General features: G+C 54.6%; 10 protein-coding genes, 7 tRNA genes, 3 rRNA genes, 3 pseudogenes and 4 other annotated features. Of the genes and pseudogenes, 10 read left to right on the top strand and 13 right to left on the bottom strand.

Annotated features, from left to right (window positions below; all coding sequences use genetic code 11):
* Positions 1-3 precede the first annotated feature (3 nt).
* The 5 genes and pseudogenes from HA50_RS27925 to HA50_RS27945 form a co-directional block, all read right to left on the bottom strand.
* Positions 4-267 (bottom strand): annotated as a pseudogene (locus HA50_RS27925) (phage major tail tube protein); the annotation flags it as partial.
* A gap of 12 nt (positions 268-279) precedes the next feature.
* A complete protein-coding gene (locus HA50_RS27930) occupies positions 280-1449 on the bottom strand; it encodes a phage tail sheath protein (protein ID WP_084880081.1) in 1170 nt (389 codons plus the stop codon).
* A gap of 115 nt (positions 1450-1564) precedes the next feature.
* Entirely contained in the window at positions 1565-2158 is a 594-nt protein-coding gene (locus tag HA50_RS27935; protein WP_084880084.1) for a tail fiber assembly protein, read from the bottom strand.
* Positions 2158-3240, bottom strand: a complete 1083-nt coding sequence (locus HA50_RS27940; RefSeq protein ID WP_084880087.1) for a phage tail-collar fiber domain-containing protein — start codon at positions 3238-3240, stop codon at positions 2158-2160. Before HA50_RS27940 ends, HA50_RS27935 begins: the two co-directional genes overlap by 1 nt.
* Positions 3237-3689: pseudogene (locus HA50_RS27945) on the bottom strand (phage tail protein I); the annotation flags it as partial. The pseudogene HA50_RS27945 and the gene HA50_RS27940, both read right to left, overlap by 4 nt.
* 24 nt (positions 3690-3713) lie before the next feature.
* Here HA50_RS27945 and HA50_RS27950 point away from each other — a divergent pair.
* The 7 genes from HA50_RS27950 (at position 3714) to HA50_RS27980 (ending at position 9321) form a co-directional block, all read left to right on the top strand.
* Positions 3714-4001, top strand: a complete 288-nt coding sequence (locus HA50_RS27950; protein WP_276329389.1) for a hypothetical protein — start codon at positions 3714-3716, stop codon at positions 3999-4001.
* Positions 4002-4344: 343 nt separating this feature from the next.
* Entirely contained in the window at positions 4345-5559 is a 1215-nt protein-coding gene (locus HA50_RS27955; RefSeq protein WP_084880095.1) for a secretion/conjugation apparatus DotM-related subunit, read from the top strand.
* Between the two features lie 48 nt (positions 5560-5607).
* Positions 5608-6222: a hypothetical protein gene (locus tag HA50_RS27960; protein WP_084880097.1), complete on the top strand. Its 615-nt coding sequence runs from the start codon at positions 5608-5610 to the stop codon at positions 6220-6222.
* A gap of 171 nt (positions 6223-6393) precedes the next feature.
* Positions 6394-7302, top strand: coding sequence for an SPFH domain-containing protein (locus HA50_RS27965; protein ID WP_420872894.1), 909 nt, complete (start codon positions 6394-6396; stop codon positions 7300-7302).
* A 1-nt stretch (position 7303) separates the two neighbouring features.
* Positions 7304-7753 carry an NfeD family protein gene (locus HA50_RS27970; protein ID WP_084880101.1) on the top strand — a complete coding sequence of 150 codons (450 nt, stop codon included), beginning with the start codon at positions 7304-7306 and terminating at the stop codon, positions 7751-7753.
* Positions 7754-7854: 101 nt separating this feature from the next.
* A complete protein-coding gene (locus HA50_RS27975; RefSeq protein WP_244193714.1) occupies positions 7855-8061 on the top strand; it encodes a TraR/DksA C4-type zinc finger protein in 207 nt (68 codons plus the stop codon).
* 399 nt (positions 8062-8460) lie between these two features.
* Positions 8461-9321: a hypothetical protein gene (locus tag HA50_RS27980; protein WP_084880106.1), complete on the top strand. Its 861-nt coding sequence runs from the start codon at positions 8461-8463 to the stop codon at positions 9319-9321.
* Between the two features lie 7 nt (positions 9322-9328).
* Positions 9329-9512: a sequence feature (23S ribosomal RNA rRNA prediction is too short), on the bottom strand.
* Between the two features lie 240 nt (positions 9513-9752).
* On the opposite strand, the gene HA50_RS27985 is transcribed toward HA50_RS27980, so the two are convergent.
* Positions 9753-9828, bottom strand: a tRNA-Ala gene (locus tag HA50_RS27985).
* A 150-nt stretch (positions 9829-9978) separates the two neighbouring features.
* A tRNA-Ile gene (locus HA50_RS27990) sits at positions 9979-10055 on the bottom strand.
* A gap of 86 nt (positions 10056-10141) precedes the next feature.
* Positions 10142-10660: a sequence feature (most likely nonfunctional fraction of RNA operon), on the bottom strand.
* An 87-nt stretch (positions 10661-10747) separates the two neighbouring features.
* On the opposite strand from HA50_RS27990, the gene HA50_RS27995 reads away from it, so the two are divergent.
* Together HA50_RS27995 and HA50_RS28000 are read left to right on the top strand one after the other, a co-directional pair.
* Positions 10748-10824, top strand: a tRNA-Ile gene (locus HA50_RS27995).
* A 108-nt stretch (positions 10825-10932) separates the two neighbouring features.
* A tRNA-Ala gene (locus tag HA50_RS28000) sits at positions 10933-11008 on the top strand.
* 431 nt (positions 11009-11439) lie between these two features.
* Here the strand turns inward: HA50_RS28000 and HA50_RS31940 are convergent.
* Positions 11440-11711, bottom strand: a pseudogene (locus HA50_RS31940) (hypothetical protein); the annotation flags it as partial.
* Positions 11706-12062 (top strand) — a sequence feature (16S ribosomal RNA rRNA prediction is too short). It overlaps the preceding pseudogene by 6 nt.
* Before the next feature lie 99 nt (positions 12063-12161).
* On the opposite strand from HA50_RS31940, the gene HA50_RS28010 reads away from it, so the two are divergent.
* Positions 12162-12237, top strand: a tRNA-Glu gene (locus HA50_RS28010).
* Between the two features lie 260 nt (positions 12238-12497).
* Positions 12498-12758, top strand: a sequence feature (23S ribosomal RNA rRNA prediction is too short).
* Between the two features lie 69 nt (positions 12759-12827).
* Here HA50_RS28010 and HA50_RS28015 read toward each other — a convergent pair.
* The 5 genes from HA50_RS28015 to HA50_RS28035 form a co-directional block, all read right to left on the bottom strand.
* Positions 12828-12904: transfer RNA gene (locus HA50_RS28015), tRNA-Asp, on the bottom strand.
* Positions 12905-12978: 74 nt separating this feature from the next.
* A 5S ribosomal RNA gene (rrf, locus tag HA50_RS28020) occupies positions 12979-13094 on the bottom strand.
* 210 nt (positions 13095-13304) lie between these two features.
* Positions 13305-16207, bottom strand: a 23S ribosomal RNA gene (locus HA50_RS28025).
* Between the two features lie 215 nt (positions 16208-16422).
* Positions 16423-16497 (bottom strand) — tRNA-Glu (locus HA50_RS28030).
* Between the two features lie 89 nt (positions 16498-16586).
* Positions 16587-18128: ribosomal RNA gene (locus HA50_RS28035) — 16S ribosomal RNA — on the bottom strand.
* The 16S, 23S and 5S rRNA genes sit together here with 2 tRNA genes alongside, the layout of an rRNA operon.
* Between the last annotated feature and the right edge of the window lie 55 nt (positions 18129-18183).

The raw sequence follows: 18183 nt of genomic DNA on the forward strand, positions 1-18183 counted from the left end.
AGGGTAAGAACCGGTGAAGCGCAGCGGCACATCGGACGCACCCCACTGCGACAGCACCAGCTCATCAATGCCGCCGATAGTCCATTCAATATCGAGCGCGTCATCCTCCAGGCCGTTGTCGATATGCGCGGCGCCGTTCATGCCGCCTGCGCGGTACGGGTCGAGCTTGCGCGCCAGCTTCGGCAGGGTGACGGCCGTCACCACGCCCTGATAGCTGTTCGAATCGTTGAAAAGGTTCATCGCCTTGAGTTTGCGTGGCAGTGCCATTTATCCGGCTCCTTAACTGTTCACGGATGCGGCGAAGGTCGCCAGATAGCGGTCAGTGATACGCTGGCGGAAGGTCAGATCTTCCAGCGGTGGCACCGGCGTGTAGTCGTAATCGATAAAGAGCTTGCCCGCCTTGAGCAGGTCTTTATCGTTGGCGCTTTCGTCATACCAGGCGGATGCGCCCAGCAGATAACCGGCGGTGGTCATCTCGCGGAATTTCGCTTTCACACCCGCGATGATTTCTTTCACCAGTACCGGCGTGAGTGGCTTGTCGTTGGCCCACATATGTGCCTCGGCGATAGTATCCGCCATCACCTGCGCGGTGCGGGTGTAGTTCTCAAACTGGAACAGCGGATCATCGCTGCATGTACGGTTGCCCCAGAAGCGGAAACCGTCTTTACGAATCAGCGTCGTAACGTCCGCCTCGTTGAGCAGGTCCGCATCTGTGCCCACCTGTTGCAGATCCCAGAATACCGAGGCGGAAATGCCGGTTACGCCGTTAACACCGACGTTCGACAGGGTTTTATGCCAGCCGGTGTCGTTGTCGATTTTGGCGCGCAGGCCCAGCGCGCGGGCGGTGGCGTAAGCTGTATCTGAGGCGCTGGTCGTGGTGTTCCAGGCGAGGAAATCCGGCCAGATAACCATGATTTCGCGCTGGCTGAAGTTCTGACGATAGAGGCGGGCTTCAGAAATGGTTTTGCAGTTCCACGCCGACACGTAGGCGAAGGCGCGCAGCTGCTGCGCAATGCTGGCGAGCGCGGTCGCGACTTCCAGCGTGTCGAGGCCCGGCACGCCGAGAATGCGTGGTTTAACATCGAGCTGAGACTGTGCGGCCAGCAGCGCTTTCATGCCGGTGTACTGGCCGTTTTCATCGGTGCCGCCGATGATGTTGGACGTGGTTTCGGCCTCGCTTTCACCTTCGGCCACGCGCACCACAACGGTGACGGGTTTTGACTGGTCGGCAATGGCCTGCAACGCTGCGGCCAGCGTGCCTTTGACGCCCGCCTTGCCGACTGCGCCCTGCACGTTGGTGACAAGCACCGGCTTATTGAGCGGGAAGGTCGCCGCATCCGCATCGTCAGCGGTGCAGACCATGCCGACGATTGCGGTTGATACGGTGGAGATGGTGCGCGTGCCGTCGTTCACTTCGGTGACGCGGACACCGTGATGATAATCTGCCATCTGTTGCACTCCTGGTTAAAGGTGTGCTCAGGGTGGCAGCTCAGGCGGGCGAATGCATTTGACTGCGGCCCGCTGAAAGACCAGCGGACAAAAGAAAGGCCTGTCCGCGCCTCAGTCATACGGCGGGCTTATCCGGCCAGACATTATCCGGGGCGGCGGCAGTATCCACGGCCTGCACATCCTGGATGTATTTCATCCATTCGGTCAGCTTTTCTTTGTCGGCATCGGTAATGATGCCGAGCATCAGCTGCGTCTGCCATGCCTGGGTCGTGGTATTGGCGCTACTGATGAACGTGCTCTTTTGCTTATCGGCCTCTGCCACATCGGCCAGCTTCTGCGCGTCCGCATCCGTTACCCACTTTTCCCCGTCCCACTTATCAAAACCGGTCGCGGGCTTTAACGTCGTGGTATCCGCCGGGTAATCACCGGTTTCCGTTATCAGGCGGGGAGAGCCATCGGCGGTTGAATACACCGTCTCCCCACGGTGATCGCTGACTGTCTGCCAGGCATCATCACGCCAGACAGCGATACTGCCTGTCGCAACTTCGGGCGGTGCGGTTGTGGTTGAGTTCGCGGGCAGGCCCAGCCCCTGCAACAGGTATTCGTCAGAGGCGCCGGTAAATCCCCCGCTGACGGCGTCATAGCTGTACACCGTCAGGGTGCCGGACGCCTTCGCCAGCCCGTTTTTATCAAAGGTCACTTTTGCCATTATGCAGCCCTCACTATGTAATTAAATGCGACGTTTCGCGGGCGGGTTTCCGCCGCATAATTGCCGACCGGGCCGTTACTCTGCGTGGTCCACTGCCCGGCGGTGGTGCCGTTACCGACAGCCGAATCCCCGTTAGTCTGGGAATAATTGGTCCCGTCCAGGATTGCCCACACGGTCCCCGCCAGTGCACCCTGCGTGTACATGTAATGGGTATGCAGCTGCATCGCATGGTCCTGAAGGCTCAGTAACGCGCGCCCGCTGTCCACGCCGCGCCCGTCATCCCAGCCGCGCAGAAATTCCCCGCGCAGGTCGGGAAGTTTCAGCGCGGGATAGGCTTTCGCCAGCTCCGGGTAAGTGGCTGCACTGAAGGACGCCCCGTTGCACTTAATCCAGCCCGTGGGGGCGGTCGCGGTCGGCCACGGCACCGGGACGCCGACCGGCATTGCGCTGCCATCGCCCAGGAGGCTTAACCCCAGGTTGCTCAGTGCATCAGCGGCTTTACCCGCATCCTTTATTTCCTTCAGGGCGTTCGTCGTCTGAAGGTACTGACTGTGCGGGTTCGCTGCCGCAACGTGCTTTGCCAGCAGGTCATCGGCATAGGCTTTCACCTCGATCACGGCGTTATCGACATACTGCCGCGTTGCCAGCACCACGGCCGGGTCGATTTTCAGCGTCACCGCGCTGGTGCTGTTCACAATCAGGATCAGGCGCACGGTCTGCGTGCGGCCGCTGCCCTCGGCCAGCTGCGGTTTATACGTTTCGGCGCAGTTGGCAACGGCAATCATCACGCCGTCAGCATCAAACAGGCCGATCTCGCGTATCCAGAAACCGCCTTCGCTTTCGGGGATCACCTGCTCGGCGATAATCTGGCTGCTGTTGGCCGCATCGATACTCAGCGAGTTCAGCGCCGCCCGGCGTTTCTCGCCGATGAGCGCGGTCTGCGCCGGGTCAGGAGTTGGCAGCGTGCCGCCGCCGTCCCCGACCGCCATCTCGGTAATCTGGAGTTTCGTACCGAGCGCGGCGGCATTCGCCAGCCTGGCCGCGCCCTGATTCGTCAGCAGGGCAAAATATTTTGTCGTCATGCGCGCACTTCCGTCAGGTCAATAAGATGCACCGCCACGCCGGAATAACCCGCGCCGCCGGTGCTGATGAGTTCAGGGGTGTAGGGGTAAACGGTCAGCTCATCGCCGCTGTAGCAGGCGGCGGCAACCGGGATGTCGCCGTTTGCATCAAGGTTGATGGACAGGCCGATCAGATGACGGCTGAGGGGCTTGGCATCGGCTATCAGCCGCTCCAGCTCGTTATACATTTCTTCGGTGATGCCGGTATCCAGCACGCCCACATCAAGCCGGAACGTGCCCGGCACATCGCCGGTTTTCCACCACTCAATCACGCGGATCAGATAGCCGAGCGGCTCTACCACGCGCCGGACCGCGCCGATGGTGCCTTTGTGCCGGTGCACGAACTGCGACGCCGCGACCACGCCGCGTTTGGTTGACTCGCTCCAGCTGCTGTCCCAGCGGTCCACCGCTAGCTAGCTAGTCGTAAGGGCACGATTGTGTACATCCGTATTTATCCGGGCAACGTTATGGATGTCATAGGGTTCGATGCCTACAGCCTCACTCGCACCGAAGTGGAAGGCTCCAGGCTACGTCTGTATACGAAGTTTGCGTCACTGCCAGTGATCCCCATTAATACTTATGCGGCTTCAAACCTGGCTGACCACATTCATGGCATGAACAACAAAGGTTACTCATACAGTTTTAACTTCCCGGAAATTGTGAAGCAAAAACGAGGAAAACTGGAAACACTTGCTGGCATGCCCGTTCCTGATCTAATCTAAAAAGCCCCTTTAATCCTCCATTGTGCAATTCCCTTGCCGGTTTTTATAACCGGCTCTTTTTTATCTTTTCATTAATTATTTAGATCAATATTCTGGTAATACCCTTTAAATCAGATCAAATTCACGAATTCTGTTAAAAGCTAATATCCGAAAGGGACAACAAAAGGAGATCCATATCAGATCCAAAAATAAATAATATAAAACCGATCAATTAAAAACCTCTTGCCGTTCCACCTGTTTATCCAGCGTCCTTCAAAATTATATTTTTTCCTCATAGTCATTATTTTTCATCGTTATTTCACACTCGTTTATTTATCCACTACTAATCGCGGAGGTATTCTCCATGTCATCTGCTCGTCCTGGTGTCGCCGGTGATCCCCTGGATTCCTGGGGGGTCCTTGCCGCGCTGGGCCTGATGTTACTGCTGGTTGCCTGGCTCTTTCTGCCGGAGTTCATCTACTGGTCTTGTTTCATACTGCATACGCTCTGGGGAATGGTCGATTTCGGCCCATTCCATGTCTATGCAGCTACCCGCTACAACCTTCTGGCCGCCACAGGCAATAATGCCGAAAACGTCTCCTTTGACCAGTGGGTGGCCGTTCTGGAACAGACAACCGGCATCCTGATGATTTTCCTTATCCCGTTATCGGGTGCTTCGCTGTGGAGCTGGGTGCATCACCCAGCACGAAACTGGCATACCCGCCGTGTGCTGAACATTCATACCCTGCCGTTCGCCATGGAAAGTATCTCTCCCGCCATCGCGCCAGTGCTTAATGAAGGAGATCCGCAGCGCCTGCTGCTCGATGAGCGTCGACCGGAACGTCTGCCGGCACAAAGACCGGAAGAATTTGCACAGCAGCATCAGCTCATCAGCAATATGCAGCTCGATGTCGCCCGCTGTCGTGAGGTGTTTCTGGCTCAGCTCGGGAAACCACTGACCGGCTGGAAGAGCCTGTCTCCGCACGAGAAAGCACTGTTTGCCATCTTCGGCCTGCAGTTCTTCCTCGATGACAGACCTGCCGCCAAAGCACTGATGGACATGCTGAACCGCTCCTGCCGTCTCAAAAGCCGCAGGGACAGCGGCAGGTTTTCTGTTCCTGTGTACTCGCTGGCCAGACCTGCGTTCATACGTGTAACCCGCAGTGAAGGGGCGAAACGCTGGCTACGGGAGCACCGCTATGTCAGAAGCGGGCTGGTCTGGCTTTATGCGCACGACCTGCGCCTGACACCGCCAAACTGGCTCTGGCTTAAAGGCATCGATCGCACGCTGTTCTATGGCCTGCACCGCGCCAATACCACAAAGGGATTTATCGAAGGAGCCGGCATTGTGGCCGTGGCCCGGACTGAAAATGAAGCTATCCGGATGGGACTCCCCTGCCCGGAGGTCTGTGTGGAGGAAGCTATCGACGGCTTTCGCCTCGATATGCTGTCGCTTGGACTCATCTGGGATGAACCCCAGCCGGATCGTGATCGTAAACGACGCATCCGCAATAACTGGTCCCTGACTGACGACGTTCTTACCCGCCCGGGCCAGGAAGACAACGAGCTGCCGTTCTGATCCCTGTCTGCCCCCCCTTATTCTTTTACATCCTGAATGGAGGCTCTCATGCCCTCAGAAAACACCTATTCCGCTTTCAAAAGCAATGACTTCATCGTAGTCCTGTACCAGAAAGGCTATAGCACACCTCAGACCCTGACGATTTTTCGCGAACCACGGAACCTGATCAGCCATGAGAAAAAACTAATTGGAACCTATTCTTACTCAAATGAGGCCATCACTCTAATCGACGACCCACAGCACGATGCCCGTGACGTCCTCAACGCCATTTCGTCATACCTGAGAAGTCAACGCCAGTCCGTCTACACCCGCGGACTCAAATATCTGGCCTCAGTGGTTGCCGGTGCACTGATAACGTCCGCCGTGTGGTACCACGCCACGCCAGATGATTTATATGGGAACTCCCCGGCTAAGGTGGCAACCGCAGTCAGCATATCGACTGGCGCCCCCCAGGCGACCTGGCAAGCCCCGGTCAGGATACTGGATCATGGGCCGGCCACTGCAATACCAGAATCGCCCACGAATCCGGCACTCCAGCCACCCGTGAACGAAAAGCTCCACCATGCGGCAGCCATCGAATCGCAGAACATGCAGAATTCCCTACGGGATAGCAGAAACGCATTACCTGCATCACCGGCAGCAGCACTACAGCTAGCTAGCTAGGTATATCGGGCACCATTCTCTCCCTGAATCTGCATGGGGCGCACGTGACGGGAAGCAGCACCGCGATGTCTGGTCTCCTGACCTTAACTGACTTTTTCATATCCCTTTCCGGTGCCACACCGGTTTTATCACACCTCCGGAGTTTTCCTCATGTACGAACTTCTCTCAAACCTGCTACCTGCAGTGATATGTCTCATTGTTGCTTTCATCTTTGTTTCGTCAGCCGTCAAGATTGTACCGCAGGGTTCCGGATGGACCGTGGAACGCTTTGGCCGCTATACCCACACGATGAAACCAGGGCTGGGCTTTCTTGTCCCTTTCATGGATCGCATCGGACGCAAAATCAATATGATGGAACAGGTACTGGACATTCCCTCGCAGGAGGTCATCTCCCGCGATAACGCCAACGTCTCCATTGATGCCGTCTGTTTTGTTCAAATCATTGATGCTGCACAAGCTGCTTATGAAGTCAGCAACCTGAGCAACGCCATCACCAATCTGGTGATGACCAATATCCGGACCGTTCTCGGCTCGATGGAGCTCGACGAGATGCTCTCTCAGCGTGACAGTATCAACACCCGACTGCTTGCAGCCGTGGACCACGCAACCAGCCCGTGGGGTGTCAAGGTGACACGCATTGAAATCCGCGACATTCAGCCTCCCAAAGAACTGATTGATGCCATGAATGCCCAGATGAAAGCCGAGCGCACCAAGCGCGCCAGCATTCTGGAAGCAGAAGGGGTACGTCAGGCACAAATTCTGCGTGCTGAGGGAGAAAAGCAGTCTCAGATCCTGCAGGCAGAAGGCGAGCGTCAGTCTGCTTTTCTTCAGGCAGAAGCGCGTGAACGCTCTGCTGAAGCCGAAGCCCGTGCCACGCAGATGGTGTCAGAAGCGATTGCTGCCGGTGATATCCAGGCGGTGAACTACTTTGTCGCGCAAAAGTACACTGAGGCACTCCAGCAGATCGGCTCATCATCAAGCAGCAAAGTGGTGATGATGCCACTTGATGCCTCAAGCGTGATGGGCTCCATTGCCGGAATTGGTGAACTTGTCAAAAATCTGAACTCACGGAACGACTGAAATGGGATGGTTCAGTAGTCTGGATCCGCAGATTATCTGGCTGGTACTGGCCGGGCTTATCTTCGCGGCTGAAATGCTGACCGGTACAGGCTGGATGCTGTGCCTTAGTCTGGCAGCCCTCGTAACAAGTGGGCTGACGCCGGTATTCCCGACAGAATTGCGGTGGCAATTGCTGCTCTTTTCCGCGCTCACGGTTCTGCTGGCCAGCCTCAGGATTATCAAAAAAATGGTCTACCGTTCAGCACCTCCTGCCGTAGCGCTGAATGACCGGATCGCACTGATGAAGGGAATGACCCTGATACTGGACAACGGGCTTATCAACGGCACAGGCCAGACGCGCATTGGTGATAGTGTCTGGTTTGTCAGAGCCGACGGGGATTATCCGGCGGGAACGAAAGTCCAGATAACCGGCATGGAAGGCGTTTTTTTACTGGTTACCGCCATAGATTAACTTCAATTTTCACCATTAACGCTAACCTCAGCCCGCACTTGATGCGGGCTTCTTTATTGGGAGAAACCATGCCTGATATTTGCGATCGTGCGAACGAAGAAATGTTTTTTCTGGCCAGTCTGCAACGTCCGCCCCGTGAAACACCTCAGCAACCTTCAGCCACCCACTGCCTGCTCTGCGATGCACCCATTCCAGAAAAGCGCCAGGAAGCCGTCCCGGGTGTTCAGGCCTGCGCGGACTGCCAGTCAGCAACCGAAGACAGAATCAAAAACCGCCGCCGTTTGTTTGCCACACCAACGCCCAGATAACCCGTAATGACCCTGCCAGGAGGAAAATCCGACATGAAGCACTGACGCGGACAGACCGCAGCAGCCGGAAGGCAGCAAACGCAGGGTAATGACCTGCGCCCGAGTCTCCGGGGAGAGAGCCAGCTTTGCATCTGGTGAGGGTTAATAAGAAAAGAAGCACCGGCGTAGCAGCGTGACAGCCAGGCACGCACTGGTGATGGCCAACGGGGAACAAAGCTGAACCGGGGTGACTGACTCAAGGGCATGAGCGTGGCCACTACGAGCTAGCTAGCTAGACTACGAGAGTGTGCGAGAACTATTCCATCTTCCGCCAGGCATAACACGACAAACTGAGGGTCCGTTACGGGACCTCTCTGGTTTCAGACCGCCTGATTAAATGACTTAGAGGAGTTTTATCGGGTGAAAAAGAAACCTGATCCCCTGTGGCCCGCGTTTGCCACATTCCTGCGTATGGCCGCCGGGAAGCTGAGCCCCATTTCGTTCCTGTTTCTGTTCATAACAATACTGGAATGTACAGGCCTCATATTCATTGCATTGGCAGCGCTGAAACATTTCCGCCAGCCAGAGACAGAACAGGCACTGCTGCTGTTCTACGCTGTTTTAGTCGCCGGGGTGCTGACAGTGCTTTACTACACTTCAAAGCGGTCTCCCGATTTCATCCAGCGGCTGCGGGTGACACTCTACGGCCATACGGCACTGCTGGTTGTTCTTGCTCTGGTTGGGAACTTTGGGGATACAGCCACAGCGAACCCCGGGTACGTGGTGCTGTTTCTTATGGGAATATTGGGCATTTATGTAGTGGCCAGCATCTGCCGGTTGGTCAGAAGAGGTCAAAATGACACTCAGCCTGAAAAAGGTCAGCGTGATACTCAACCGCAAGAATGGCGGTACGGCACGCCAGTACATGAAAAACCGGGTGAAAAGCTGACAGACATCAGTACCGCAACCTGGTTGTGGCAGGAGAGTGGCATCATGTCTACGCACAGGATGCTGGAAACGCTGGAAAAAGTGCTTCTGCGTGTCGGTTATGAGCTGACCCGGGGGCAGAGCGCTGACATCAACATACTGTCCGGTCCGGCTCAAATGCGTCCTCACCTCCGTCAACATGTGGAGACAGAACTCCTGCGCGCGCGCGAGCAGTTCTGGGCACCCGAGCAGACACCCGAAATGATCGAGGACATTATCCGCATGAGCCAGAAATCAGGGTTTGCCAGGAAGATGCTGGAAGATATCCTTTACGATCTGCGCAAGCCTAGCTAGCTAGATCTCGGTTGATTTCTTTTCCTCGGGGTACTTAGATGTTTCAGTTCCCCCGGTTCGCCTCGTTAACCTATGTATTCAGTTAACGATAATGCACAAGTGCATTGGGTTTCCCCATTCGGACATCGCCGGCTGTTGCGGTTCATATCACCTTGCCGGCGCTTTTCGCAGATTAGCACGTCCTTCATCGCCTCTGACTGCCAGGGCATCCACCGTGTACGCTTAGTCGCTTAACCTCACAACCCACAGGCGTTTTCACGCATGCAGTGTTGCAAGCTTTTGAGAGACTCGAACACGTCGCTTTCATTTCTTATTACGGAGAAATGAAACAACGCGTCGTTTCAAATTTTCAGCTTGTTCCGGATTGTTAAAGAGCAAATACTTCGCAGCACACCGTTTCCGGTACGCTCTGAAGTATTGAAGTACTGTAATGGTGGAGCTAAGCGGGATCGAACCGCTGACCTCCTGCGTGCAAGGCAGGCGCTCTCCCAGCTGAGCTATAGCCCCATACAGTCACTTGCAGAGACCAACTACTACCACTCAACCGAGTTCACATTCTTCAGATACAAGAATGCAATTTCTGCTCAGGCAAGGCATGCGGAAGGGAAGTTTACACCGGTAAACGACCGCGCGCATAACGCAGCATGAGAAGAAATTTGGTAGGCCTGAGTGGACTTGAACCACCGACCTCACCCTTATCAGGGGTGCGCTCTAACCACCTGAGCTACAAGCCTGTAGAGGTTTTTCTGCTCGTTACTTTTCTATCAGACAATCTGTGTGAGCACTTCGCGGGAAAGTATCTTCAGGTAAGGAGGTGATCCAACCGCAGGTTCCCCTACGGTTACCTTGTTACGACTTCACCCCAGTCATGAATCACAAAGTGGTAAGCGCCCTCCCGAAGGTTAAGCTACCTACTTCTTTTGCAACCCACTCCCATGGTGTGACGGGCGGTGTGTACAAGGCCCGGGAACGTATTCACCGTAGCATTCTGATCTACGATTACTAGCGATTCCGACTTCATGGAGTCGAGTTGCTAGCTAGCTAGACAATGGCGCATACAAAGAGAAGCGACCTCGCGAGAGCAAGCGGACCTCATAAAGTGCGTCGTAGTCCGGATTGGAGTCTGCAACTCGACTCCATGAAGTCGGAATCGCTAGTAATCGTAGATCAGAATGCTACGGTGAATACGTTCCCGGGCCTTGTACACACCGCCCGTCACACCATGGGAGTGGGTTGCAAAAGAAGTAGGTAGCTTAACCTTCGGGAGGGCGCTTACCACTTTGTGATTCATGACTGGGGTGAAGTCGTAACAAGGTAACCGTAGGGGAACCTGCGGTTGGATCACCTCCTTACCTGAAGATACTTTCCCGCGAAGTGCTCACACAGATTGTCTGATGAAATTTAAAGAAGCAGTAAAACCCTCGGCAGGCTTGTAGCTCAGGTGGTTAGAGCGCACCCCTGATAAGGGTGAGGTCGGTGGTTCAAGTCCACTCAGGCCTACCAAATTCTCCCGATTTCTGCGTTGTGCCGACAGCTCGCATACTTATTGTATGCTTCGCATCGTCACGCCTTGAACTCGAAAGAATTGGGTGAAGGGTTTTGCGAATCATTGGGGCTATAGCTCAGCTGGGAGAGCGCCTGCCTTGCACGCAGGAGGTCAGCGGTTCGATCCCGCTTAGCTCCACCATCAACGACCCCACGTTGATACTCAACTTCTGAATGCATTTACGAGTGCATTTTGAAGTTATTGCTCTTTAACAATCCGGAACAAGCTGAAAATTTGAAACGACGCGTTGTTTCATTTCTCCGTAATAAGAAATGAAAGCGACGCGTTCGAGTCTCTCAAAAGCTTGCAACACTGCATGCGTGAAAACGCCTGTGGGTTGTGAGGTTAAGCGACTAAGCGTACACGGTGGATGCCCTGGCAGTCAGAGGCGATGAAGGACGTGCTAATCTGCGAAAAGCGCCGGCAAGGTGATATGAACCGCAACAGCCGGCGATGTCCGAATGGGGAAACCCAATGCACTTGTGCATTATCGTTAACTGAATACATAGGTTAACGAGGCGAACCGGGGGAACTGAAACATCTAAGTACCCCGAGGAAAAGCTAGCTAGCTAGATGTACCCCGTCAGCTGCTGCTGTTCACGCGCGCCGGTCACGGCCGCCGTAACCGTATTGTCCGGGCCGCTCAGGTCGGTAAAGCGCTCTGCCAGCGCACGGTAGCGGTCACGTTTGTCCTGAATGCTGAAACGCGCGCCTCCAGCCCCGGTCCGGGGGCCGTCAGGCTGAGGCGTTCAACACCGGCCGAGGCCAGCACCGACAGGGCATTCGTGTTCGACTGGCGGCCGGCGCTGTCGAGAAACAGCAGCTGGGCGTTCTTCTCCCGCGATGCGCTGCAGAATGCCGGGAAGCTCGACCGGGACACCGTGCAGGTGGAGGCGCGCACCTAGCTAGCTAGAAAGAGAAGCGACCTCGCGAGAGCAAGCGGACCTCATAAAGTGCGTCGTAGTCCGGATTGGAGTCTGCGAACTCGACTTCCATGAAGTCGGAATCGCTAGTAATCGTAGATCAGAATGCTACGGTGAATACGTTCCCGGGCCTTGTACACACCGCCCGTCACACCATGGGAGTGGGTTGCAAAAGAAGTAGGTAGCTTAACCTTCGGGAGGGCGCTTACCACTTTGTGATTCATGACTGGGGTGAAGTCGTAACAAGGTAACCGTAGGGGAACCTGCGGTTGGATCACCTCCTTACCTGAAGATACCTTCCCGCGAAGTGCTCACACAGATTGTCTGATGAAAAAGTAATGAGCAAGCCGTCTTGACGACGACACCCCTGTGTCCCCTTCGTCTAGAGGCCCAGGACACCGCCCTTTCACGGCGGTAACAGGGGTTCGAATCCCCTAGGGGACGCCACTTGCTGGTAATGAGTGAAAGGCGTTACCCACGATACTTCAGAGCGTACCGGAAACGGTGTGCTGCGAAGTATTTGCTCTTTAACAATCCGGAACAAGCTGAAAATTTGAAACGACGCGTGGTTTCATTTCTCCGTAATAAGAAATGAAAACGACGCGTTCGAGTCTCTCAAAAGCTTGCAACACTGCATGCGTGAAAACGCCTGTGGGTTGTGAGGTTAAGCGACTAAGCGTACACGGTGGATGCCCTGGCAGTCAGAGGCGATGAAGGACGTGCTAATCTGCGAAAAGCGCCGGCAAGGTGATATGAACCGCAACAGCCGGCGRATGTCCGAATGGGGAAACCCAATGCACTTGTGCATTATCGTTAACTGAATACATAGGTTAACGAGGCGAACCGGGGGAACTGAAACATCTAAAGTACCCCGAGGAAAAGAAATCAACCGAGATTCCCCCAGTACGCGGCGAGCGAACGGGGAACAGCCCAGGACCTGAATCAGTTTGTGTGTTAGTGGCTAGCTAGCTAGAATCAATGTTGATATGCCAGAAATGAAAAAGCCCTGACTTTTCAGTCAGGGCTAATCAAGAGAGTGGCGGTGCGGACGGGACTCGAACCCGCGACCCCCGGCGTGACAGGCCGGTATTCTAACCGACTGAACTACCGCACCACCGAATACTGCATTACCAGCGGGGTCTCGCTGATAACCGGTGTTACCTTTTCAGGTAAATACCTTAAATTGATGCCTGGCAGTTCCCTACTCTCGCATGGGGAGACCCCACACTACCATCGGCGCTACGGCGTTTCACTTCTGAGTTCGGCATGGGGTCAGGTGGGACCACCGCGCTACAGCCGCCAGGCAAATTCTTTGTGCCAGAAACGAATATTTTTCACTGATGCTGCGTTGGCCGCTCTTGTAAACTCAGTCACATACTTATGTATGCTCCTTCATTTACTGCGCTTGCCGCCTTGCCTCAGCGTAAAATCTTTCGTTTCCGCTAATTCTTTATCCGGTAAACAATGCTGAAAATTCTTCTCTGGTCTCTCAACCAAAACGCCTCTGGCGTTGTAAGGTTAAGCCTCACGGGTCATTAGTACCGGTTAGCTCAATGCATCGCTGCACTTACACATCCGGCCTATCAACGTCGTCGTCTTCAACGTCCCTTCAGGACTCTCAAGGAGTCAGGGAGAACTCATCTCGGGGCAAGTTTCGTGCTTAGATGCTTTCAGCACTTATCTTTTCCGCACTTAGCTACCGGGCAATGCCATTGGCATGACAACCCGAACACCAGTGGTGCGTTCACTCCGGTCCTCTCGTACTAGGAGCAACCCCCCTCAATTCTCCAGCGCCCACGGCAGATAGGGACCGAACTGTCTCACGACGTTCTAAACCCAGCTCGCGTACCACTTTAAACGGCGAACAGCCGTACCCTTGGGACCTACTTCAGCCCCAGGATGTGATGAGCCGACATCGAGGTGCCAAACACCGCCGTCGATATGAACTCTTGGGCGGTATCAGCCTGTTATCCCCGGAGTACCTTTTATCCGTTGAGCGATGGCCCTTCCATTCAGAACCACCGGATCACTATGACCTGCTTTCGCACCTGCTCGAGCCGTCACTCTCGCAGTCAAGCTGGCTTATGCCATTGCACTAACCTCCTGATGTCCGACCAGGATTAGCCAACCTTCGTGCTCCTCCGTTACGCTTTGGGAGGAGACCGCCCCAGTCAAACTACCCACCAGACACTGTCCGCAGCCCGGATCACGGGCCTACGTTAGAACATCAAACATTAAAGGGTGGTATTTCAAGGTCGGCTCCACGCAGACTGGCGTCCACGCTTCAAAGCCTCCCACCTATCCTACACATCAAGGCTCAATGTTCAGTGTCAAGCTATAGTAAAGGTTCACGGGGTCTTTCCGTCTTGCCGCGGGTACACTGCATCTTCACAGCGATTTCAATTTCACTGAGTCTCGGGTGGAGACAGCCTGGCCATCATTACGCCATTCGTGCAGGTCGGAACTTACCCGACAAGGAATTTCGCTACCTTAGGACCGTTATAGTTACGGCCGCCGTTTACCGGGGCTTCGATCAAGAGCTTCTCCTTACGGATAACCCCATCAATTAACCTTCCGGCACCGGGCAGGCGTCACACCGTATACGTCCACTTTCGTGTTTGCACAGTGCTGTGTTTTTAATAAACAGTTGCAGCCAGCTGGTATCTTCGACTGGCTTCAGCTCCGGGAGCAAGTCCCTTCACCTAATGCCAGCGTGCCTTCTCCCGAAGTTACGGCACCATTTTGCCTAGTTCCTTCACCCGAGTTCTCTCAAGCGCCTTGGTATTCTCTACCTGACCACCTGTGTCGGTTTGGGGTACGATTTCGTGTTACCTGGAGCTTAGAGGCTTTTCCTGGAAGCAGGGCATCAGTTACTTCACCACCGTAGTGGCTCGTCATCACGCCTCAGTGTTAAAGAAGACCGGATTTGCCTGGTCTTCACACCTACACGCTTAAACCGGGACAACCGTCGCCCGGATAACCTAGCCTTCTCCGTCCCCCCTTCGCAGTAACACCAAGTACAGGAATATTAACCTGTTTCCCATCGACTACGCTTTTCAGCCTCGCCTTAGGGGTCGACTCACCCTGCCCCGATTAACGTTGGACAGGAACCCTTGGTCTTCCGGCGAGCGGGCTTTTCACCCGCTTTATCGTTACTTATGTCAGCATTCGCACTTCTGATACCTCCAGCAGACCTCACAGTCCACCTTCAGCGGCTTACAGAACGCTCCCCTACCCAACAACACATAGTGTCGCTGCCGCAGCTTCGGTGCATGGTTTAGCCCCGTTACATCTTCCGCGCAGGCCGACTCGACCAGTGAGCTATTACGCTTTCTTTAAATGATGGCTGCTTCTAAGCCAACATCCTGGCTGTCTGTGCCTTCCCACATCGTTTCCCACTTAACCATGACTTTGGGACCTTAGCTGGCGGTCTGGGTTGTTTCCCTCTTCACGACGGACGTTAGCACCCGCCGTGTGTCTCCCGTGATAACATTCTCCGGTATTCGCAGTTTGCATCGGGTTGGTAAGCCGGGATGGCCCCCTAGCCGAAACAGTGCTCTACCCCCGGAGATGAGTTCACGAGGCGCTACCTAAATAGCTTTCGGGGAGAACCAGCTATCTCCCGGTTTGATTGGCCTTTCACCCCCAGCCACAGGTCATCCGCTAATTTTTCAACATTAGTCGGTTCGGTCCTCCAGTTAGTGTTACCCAACCTTCAACCTGCCCATGGCTAGATCACCGGGTTTCGGGTCTATACCCTGCAACTTAACGCCCAATTAAGACTCGGTTTCCCTTCGGCTCCCCTATGCGGTTAACCTTGCTACAGAATATAAGTCGCTGACCCATTATACAAAAGGTACGCAGTCACCTAACAAGTAGGCTCCCACTGCTTGTACGTACACGGTTTCAGGTTCTGTTTCACTCCCCTCGCCGGGGTTCTTTTCGCCTTTCCCTCACGGTACTGGTTCACTATCGGTCAGTCAGGAGTATTTAGCCTTGGAGGATGGTCCCCCCATATTCAGACAGGATACCACGTGTCCCGCCCTACTCGTCGGACTCACAATCTGTGCATTTTCGTGTACGGGGCTGTCACCCTGTATCGCGCGACTTTCCAGACGCTTCCACTAACACACAAACTGATTCAGGTCCTGGGCTGTTCCCCGTTCGCTCGCCGCTACTGGGGGAATCTCGGTTGATTTCTTTTCCTCGGGGTACTTAGATGTTTCAGTTCCCCCGGTTCGCCTCGTTAACCTATGTATTCAGTTAACGATAATGCACAAGTGCATTGGGTTTCCCCATTCGGACATCGCCGGCTGTTGCGGTTCATATCACCTTGCCGGCGCTTTTCGCAGATTAGCACGTCCTTCATCGCCTCTGACTGCCAGGGCATCCACCGTGTACGCTTAGTCGCTTAACCTCACAACCCACAGGCGTTTTCACGCATGCAGTGTTGCAAGCTTTTGAGAGACTCGAACGCGTCGCTTTCATTTCTTATTACGGAGAAATGAAACAACGCGTCGTTTCAAATTTTCAGCTTGTTCCGGATTGTTAAAGAGCAAATATCTCAAACATGACTCGTAAGCCAGTTTTGAGATACTGAGCAGCGACACCTTTCACCTGTCACCAAGCAAGTGGCGTCCCCTAGGGGATTCGAACCCCTGTTGCCGCCGTGAAAGGGCGGAGTCCTAACCGCTAGACGAAGGGGACACGAATGTGTCACGACTTCGCAGCCGTCTTGCTCATTACTTTTTCATCAGACAATCTGTGTGAGCACTTCGCGGGAAAGTATCTTCAGGTAAGGAGGTGATCCAACCGCAGGTTCCCCTACGGTTACCTTGTTACGACTTCACCCCAGTCATGAATCACAAAGTGGTAAGCGCCCTCCCGAAGGTTAAGCTACCTACTTCTTTTGCAACCCACTCCCATGGTGTGACGGGCGGTGTGTACAAGGCCCGGGAACGTATTCACCGTAGCATTCTGATCTACGATTACTAGCGATTCCGACTTCATGGAGTCGAGTTGCAGACTCCAATCCGGACTACGACGCACTTTATGAGGTCCGCTTGCTCTCGCGAGGTCGCTTCTCTTTGTATGCGCCATTGTAGCACGTGTGTAGCCCTGGCCGTAAGGGCCATGATGACTTGACGTCATCCCCACCTTCCTCCGGTTTATCACCGGCAGTCTCCTTTGAGTTCCCGACCGAATCGCTGGCAACAAAGGATAAGGGTTGCGCTCGTTGCGGGACTTAACCCAACATTTCACAACACGAGCTGACGACAGCCATGCAGCACCTGTCTCAGAGTTCCCGAAGGCACCAAAGCATCTCTGCTAAGTTCTCTGGATGTCAAGGCCAGGTAAGGTTCTTCGCGTTGCATCGAATTAAACCACATGCTCCACCGCTTGTGCGGGCCCCCGTCAATTCATTTGAGTTTTAACCTTGCGGCCGTACTCCCCAGGCGGTCGACTTAACGCGTTAGCTCCGGAAGCCACGCCTCAAGGGCACAACCTCCAAGTCGACATCGTTTACGGCGTGGACTACCAGGGTATCTAATCCTGTTTGCTCCCCACGCTTTCGCACCTGAGCGTCAGTCTTCGTCCAGGGGGCCGCCTTCGCCACCGGTATTCCTCCAGATCTCTACGCATTTCACCGCTACACCTGGAATTCTACCCCCCTCTACGAGACTCTAGCCTGCCAGTTTCGAATGCAGTTCCCAGGTTAAGCCCGGGGATTTCACATCCGACTTGACAGACCGCCTGCGTGCGCTTTACGCCCAGTAATTCCGATTAACGCTTGCACCCTCCGTATTACCGCGGCTGCTGGCACGGAGTTAGCCGGTGCTTCTTCTGCGGGTAACGTCAATGATTGAGCGTATTAAACTCAACCCCTTCCTCCCCGCTGAAAGTACTTTACAACCCGAAGGCCTTCTTCATACACGCGGCATGGCTGCATCAGGCTTGCGCCCATTGTGCAATATTCCCCACTGCTGCCTCCCGTAGGAGTCTGGACCGTGTCTCAGTTCCAGTGTGGCTGGTCATCCTCTCAGACCAGCTAGGGATCGTCGCCTAGGTGAGCCGTTACCCCACCTACTAGCTAATCCCATCTGGGTTCATCCGATGGTGTGAGGCCCGAAGGTCCCCCACTTTGGTCTTGCGACGTTATGCGGTATTAGCTACCGTTTCCAGTAGTTATCCCCCTCCATCGGGCAGATCCCCAGACATTACTCACCCGTCCGCCACTCGTCACCCAAGGAGCAAGCTCCTCTGTGCTACCGTTCGACTTGCATGTGTTAGGCCTGCCGCCAGCGTTCAATCTGAGCCATGATCAAACTCTTCAATTTAAGTTTGATGCTCAAAGAATTAAACTTCGTAATGAATTACGTGTTCACTCTTGAG

This window comes from Pantoea cypripedii (genome assembly GCF_002095535.1).
GTDB classification, from domain to species: domain Bacteria; phylum Pseudomonadota; class Gammaproteobacteria; order Enterobacterales; family Enterobacteriaceae; genus Pantoea; species Pantoea cypripedii.

Coding starts and splice junctions, on each gene's coding strand:
- HA50_RS27930 (WP_084880081.1), bottom strand. CDS start 1,449: ATGGCAGATTATCATCACGGTGTCCGCGTCACCGAAGTGAACGACGGC.
- HA50_RS27935 (WP_084880084.1), bottom strand. CDS start 2,158: ATGGCAAAAGTGACCTTTGATAAAAACGGGCTGGCGAAGGCGTCCGGC.
- HA50_RS27940 (WP_084880087.1), bottom strand. CDS start 3,240: ATGACGACAAAATATTTTGCCCTGCTGACGAATCAGGGCGCGGCCAGG.
- HA50_RS27955 (WP_084880095.1), top strand. CDS start 4,345: ATGTCATCTGCTCGTCCTGGTGTCGCCGGTGATCCCCTGGATTCCTGG.
- HA50_RS27960 (WP_084880097.1), top strand. CDS start 5,608: ATGCCCTCAGAAAACACCTATTCCGCTTTCAAAAGCAATGACTTCATC.
- HA50_RS27970 (WP_084880101.1), top strand. CDS start 7,304: ATGGGATGGTTCAGTAGTCTGGATCCGCAGATTATCTGGCTGGTACTG.
- HA50_RS27975 (WP_244193714.1), top strand. CDS start 7,855: ATGTTTTTTCTGGCCAGTCTGCAACGTCCGCCCCGTGAAACACCTCAG.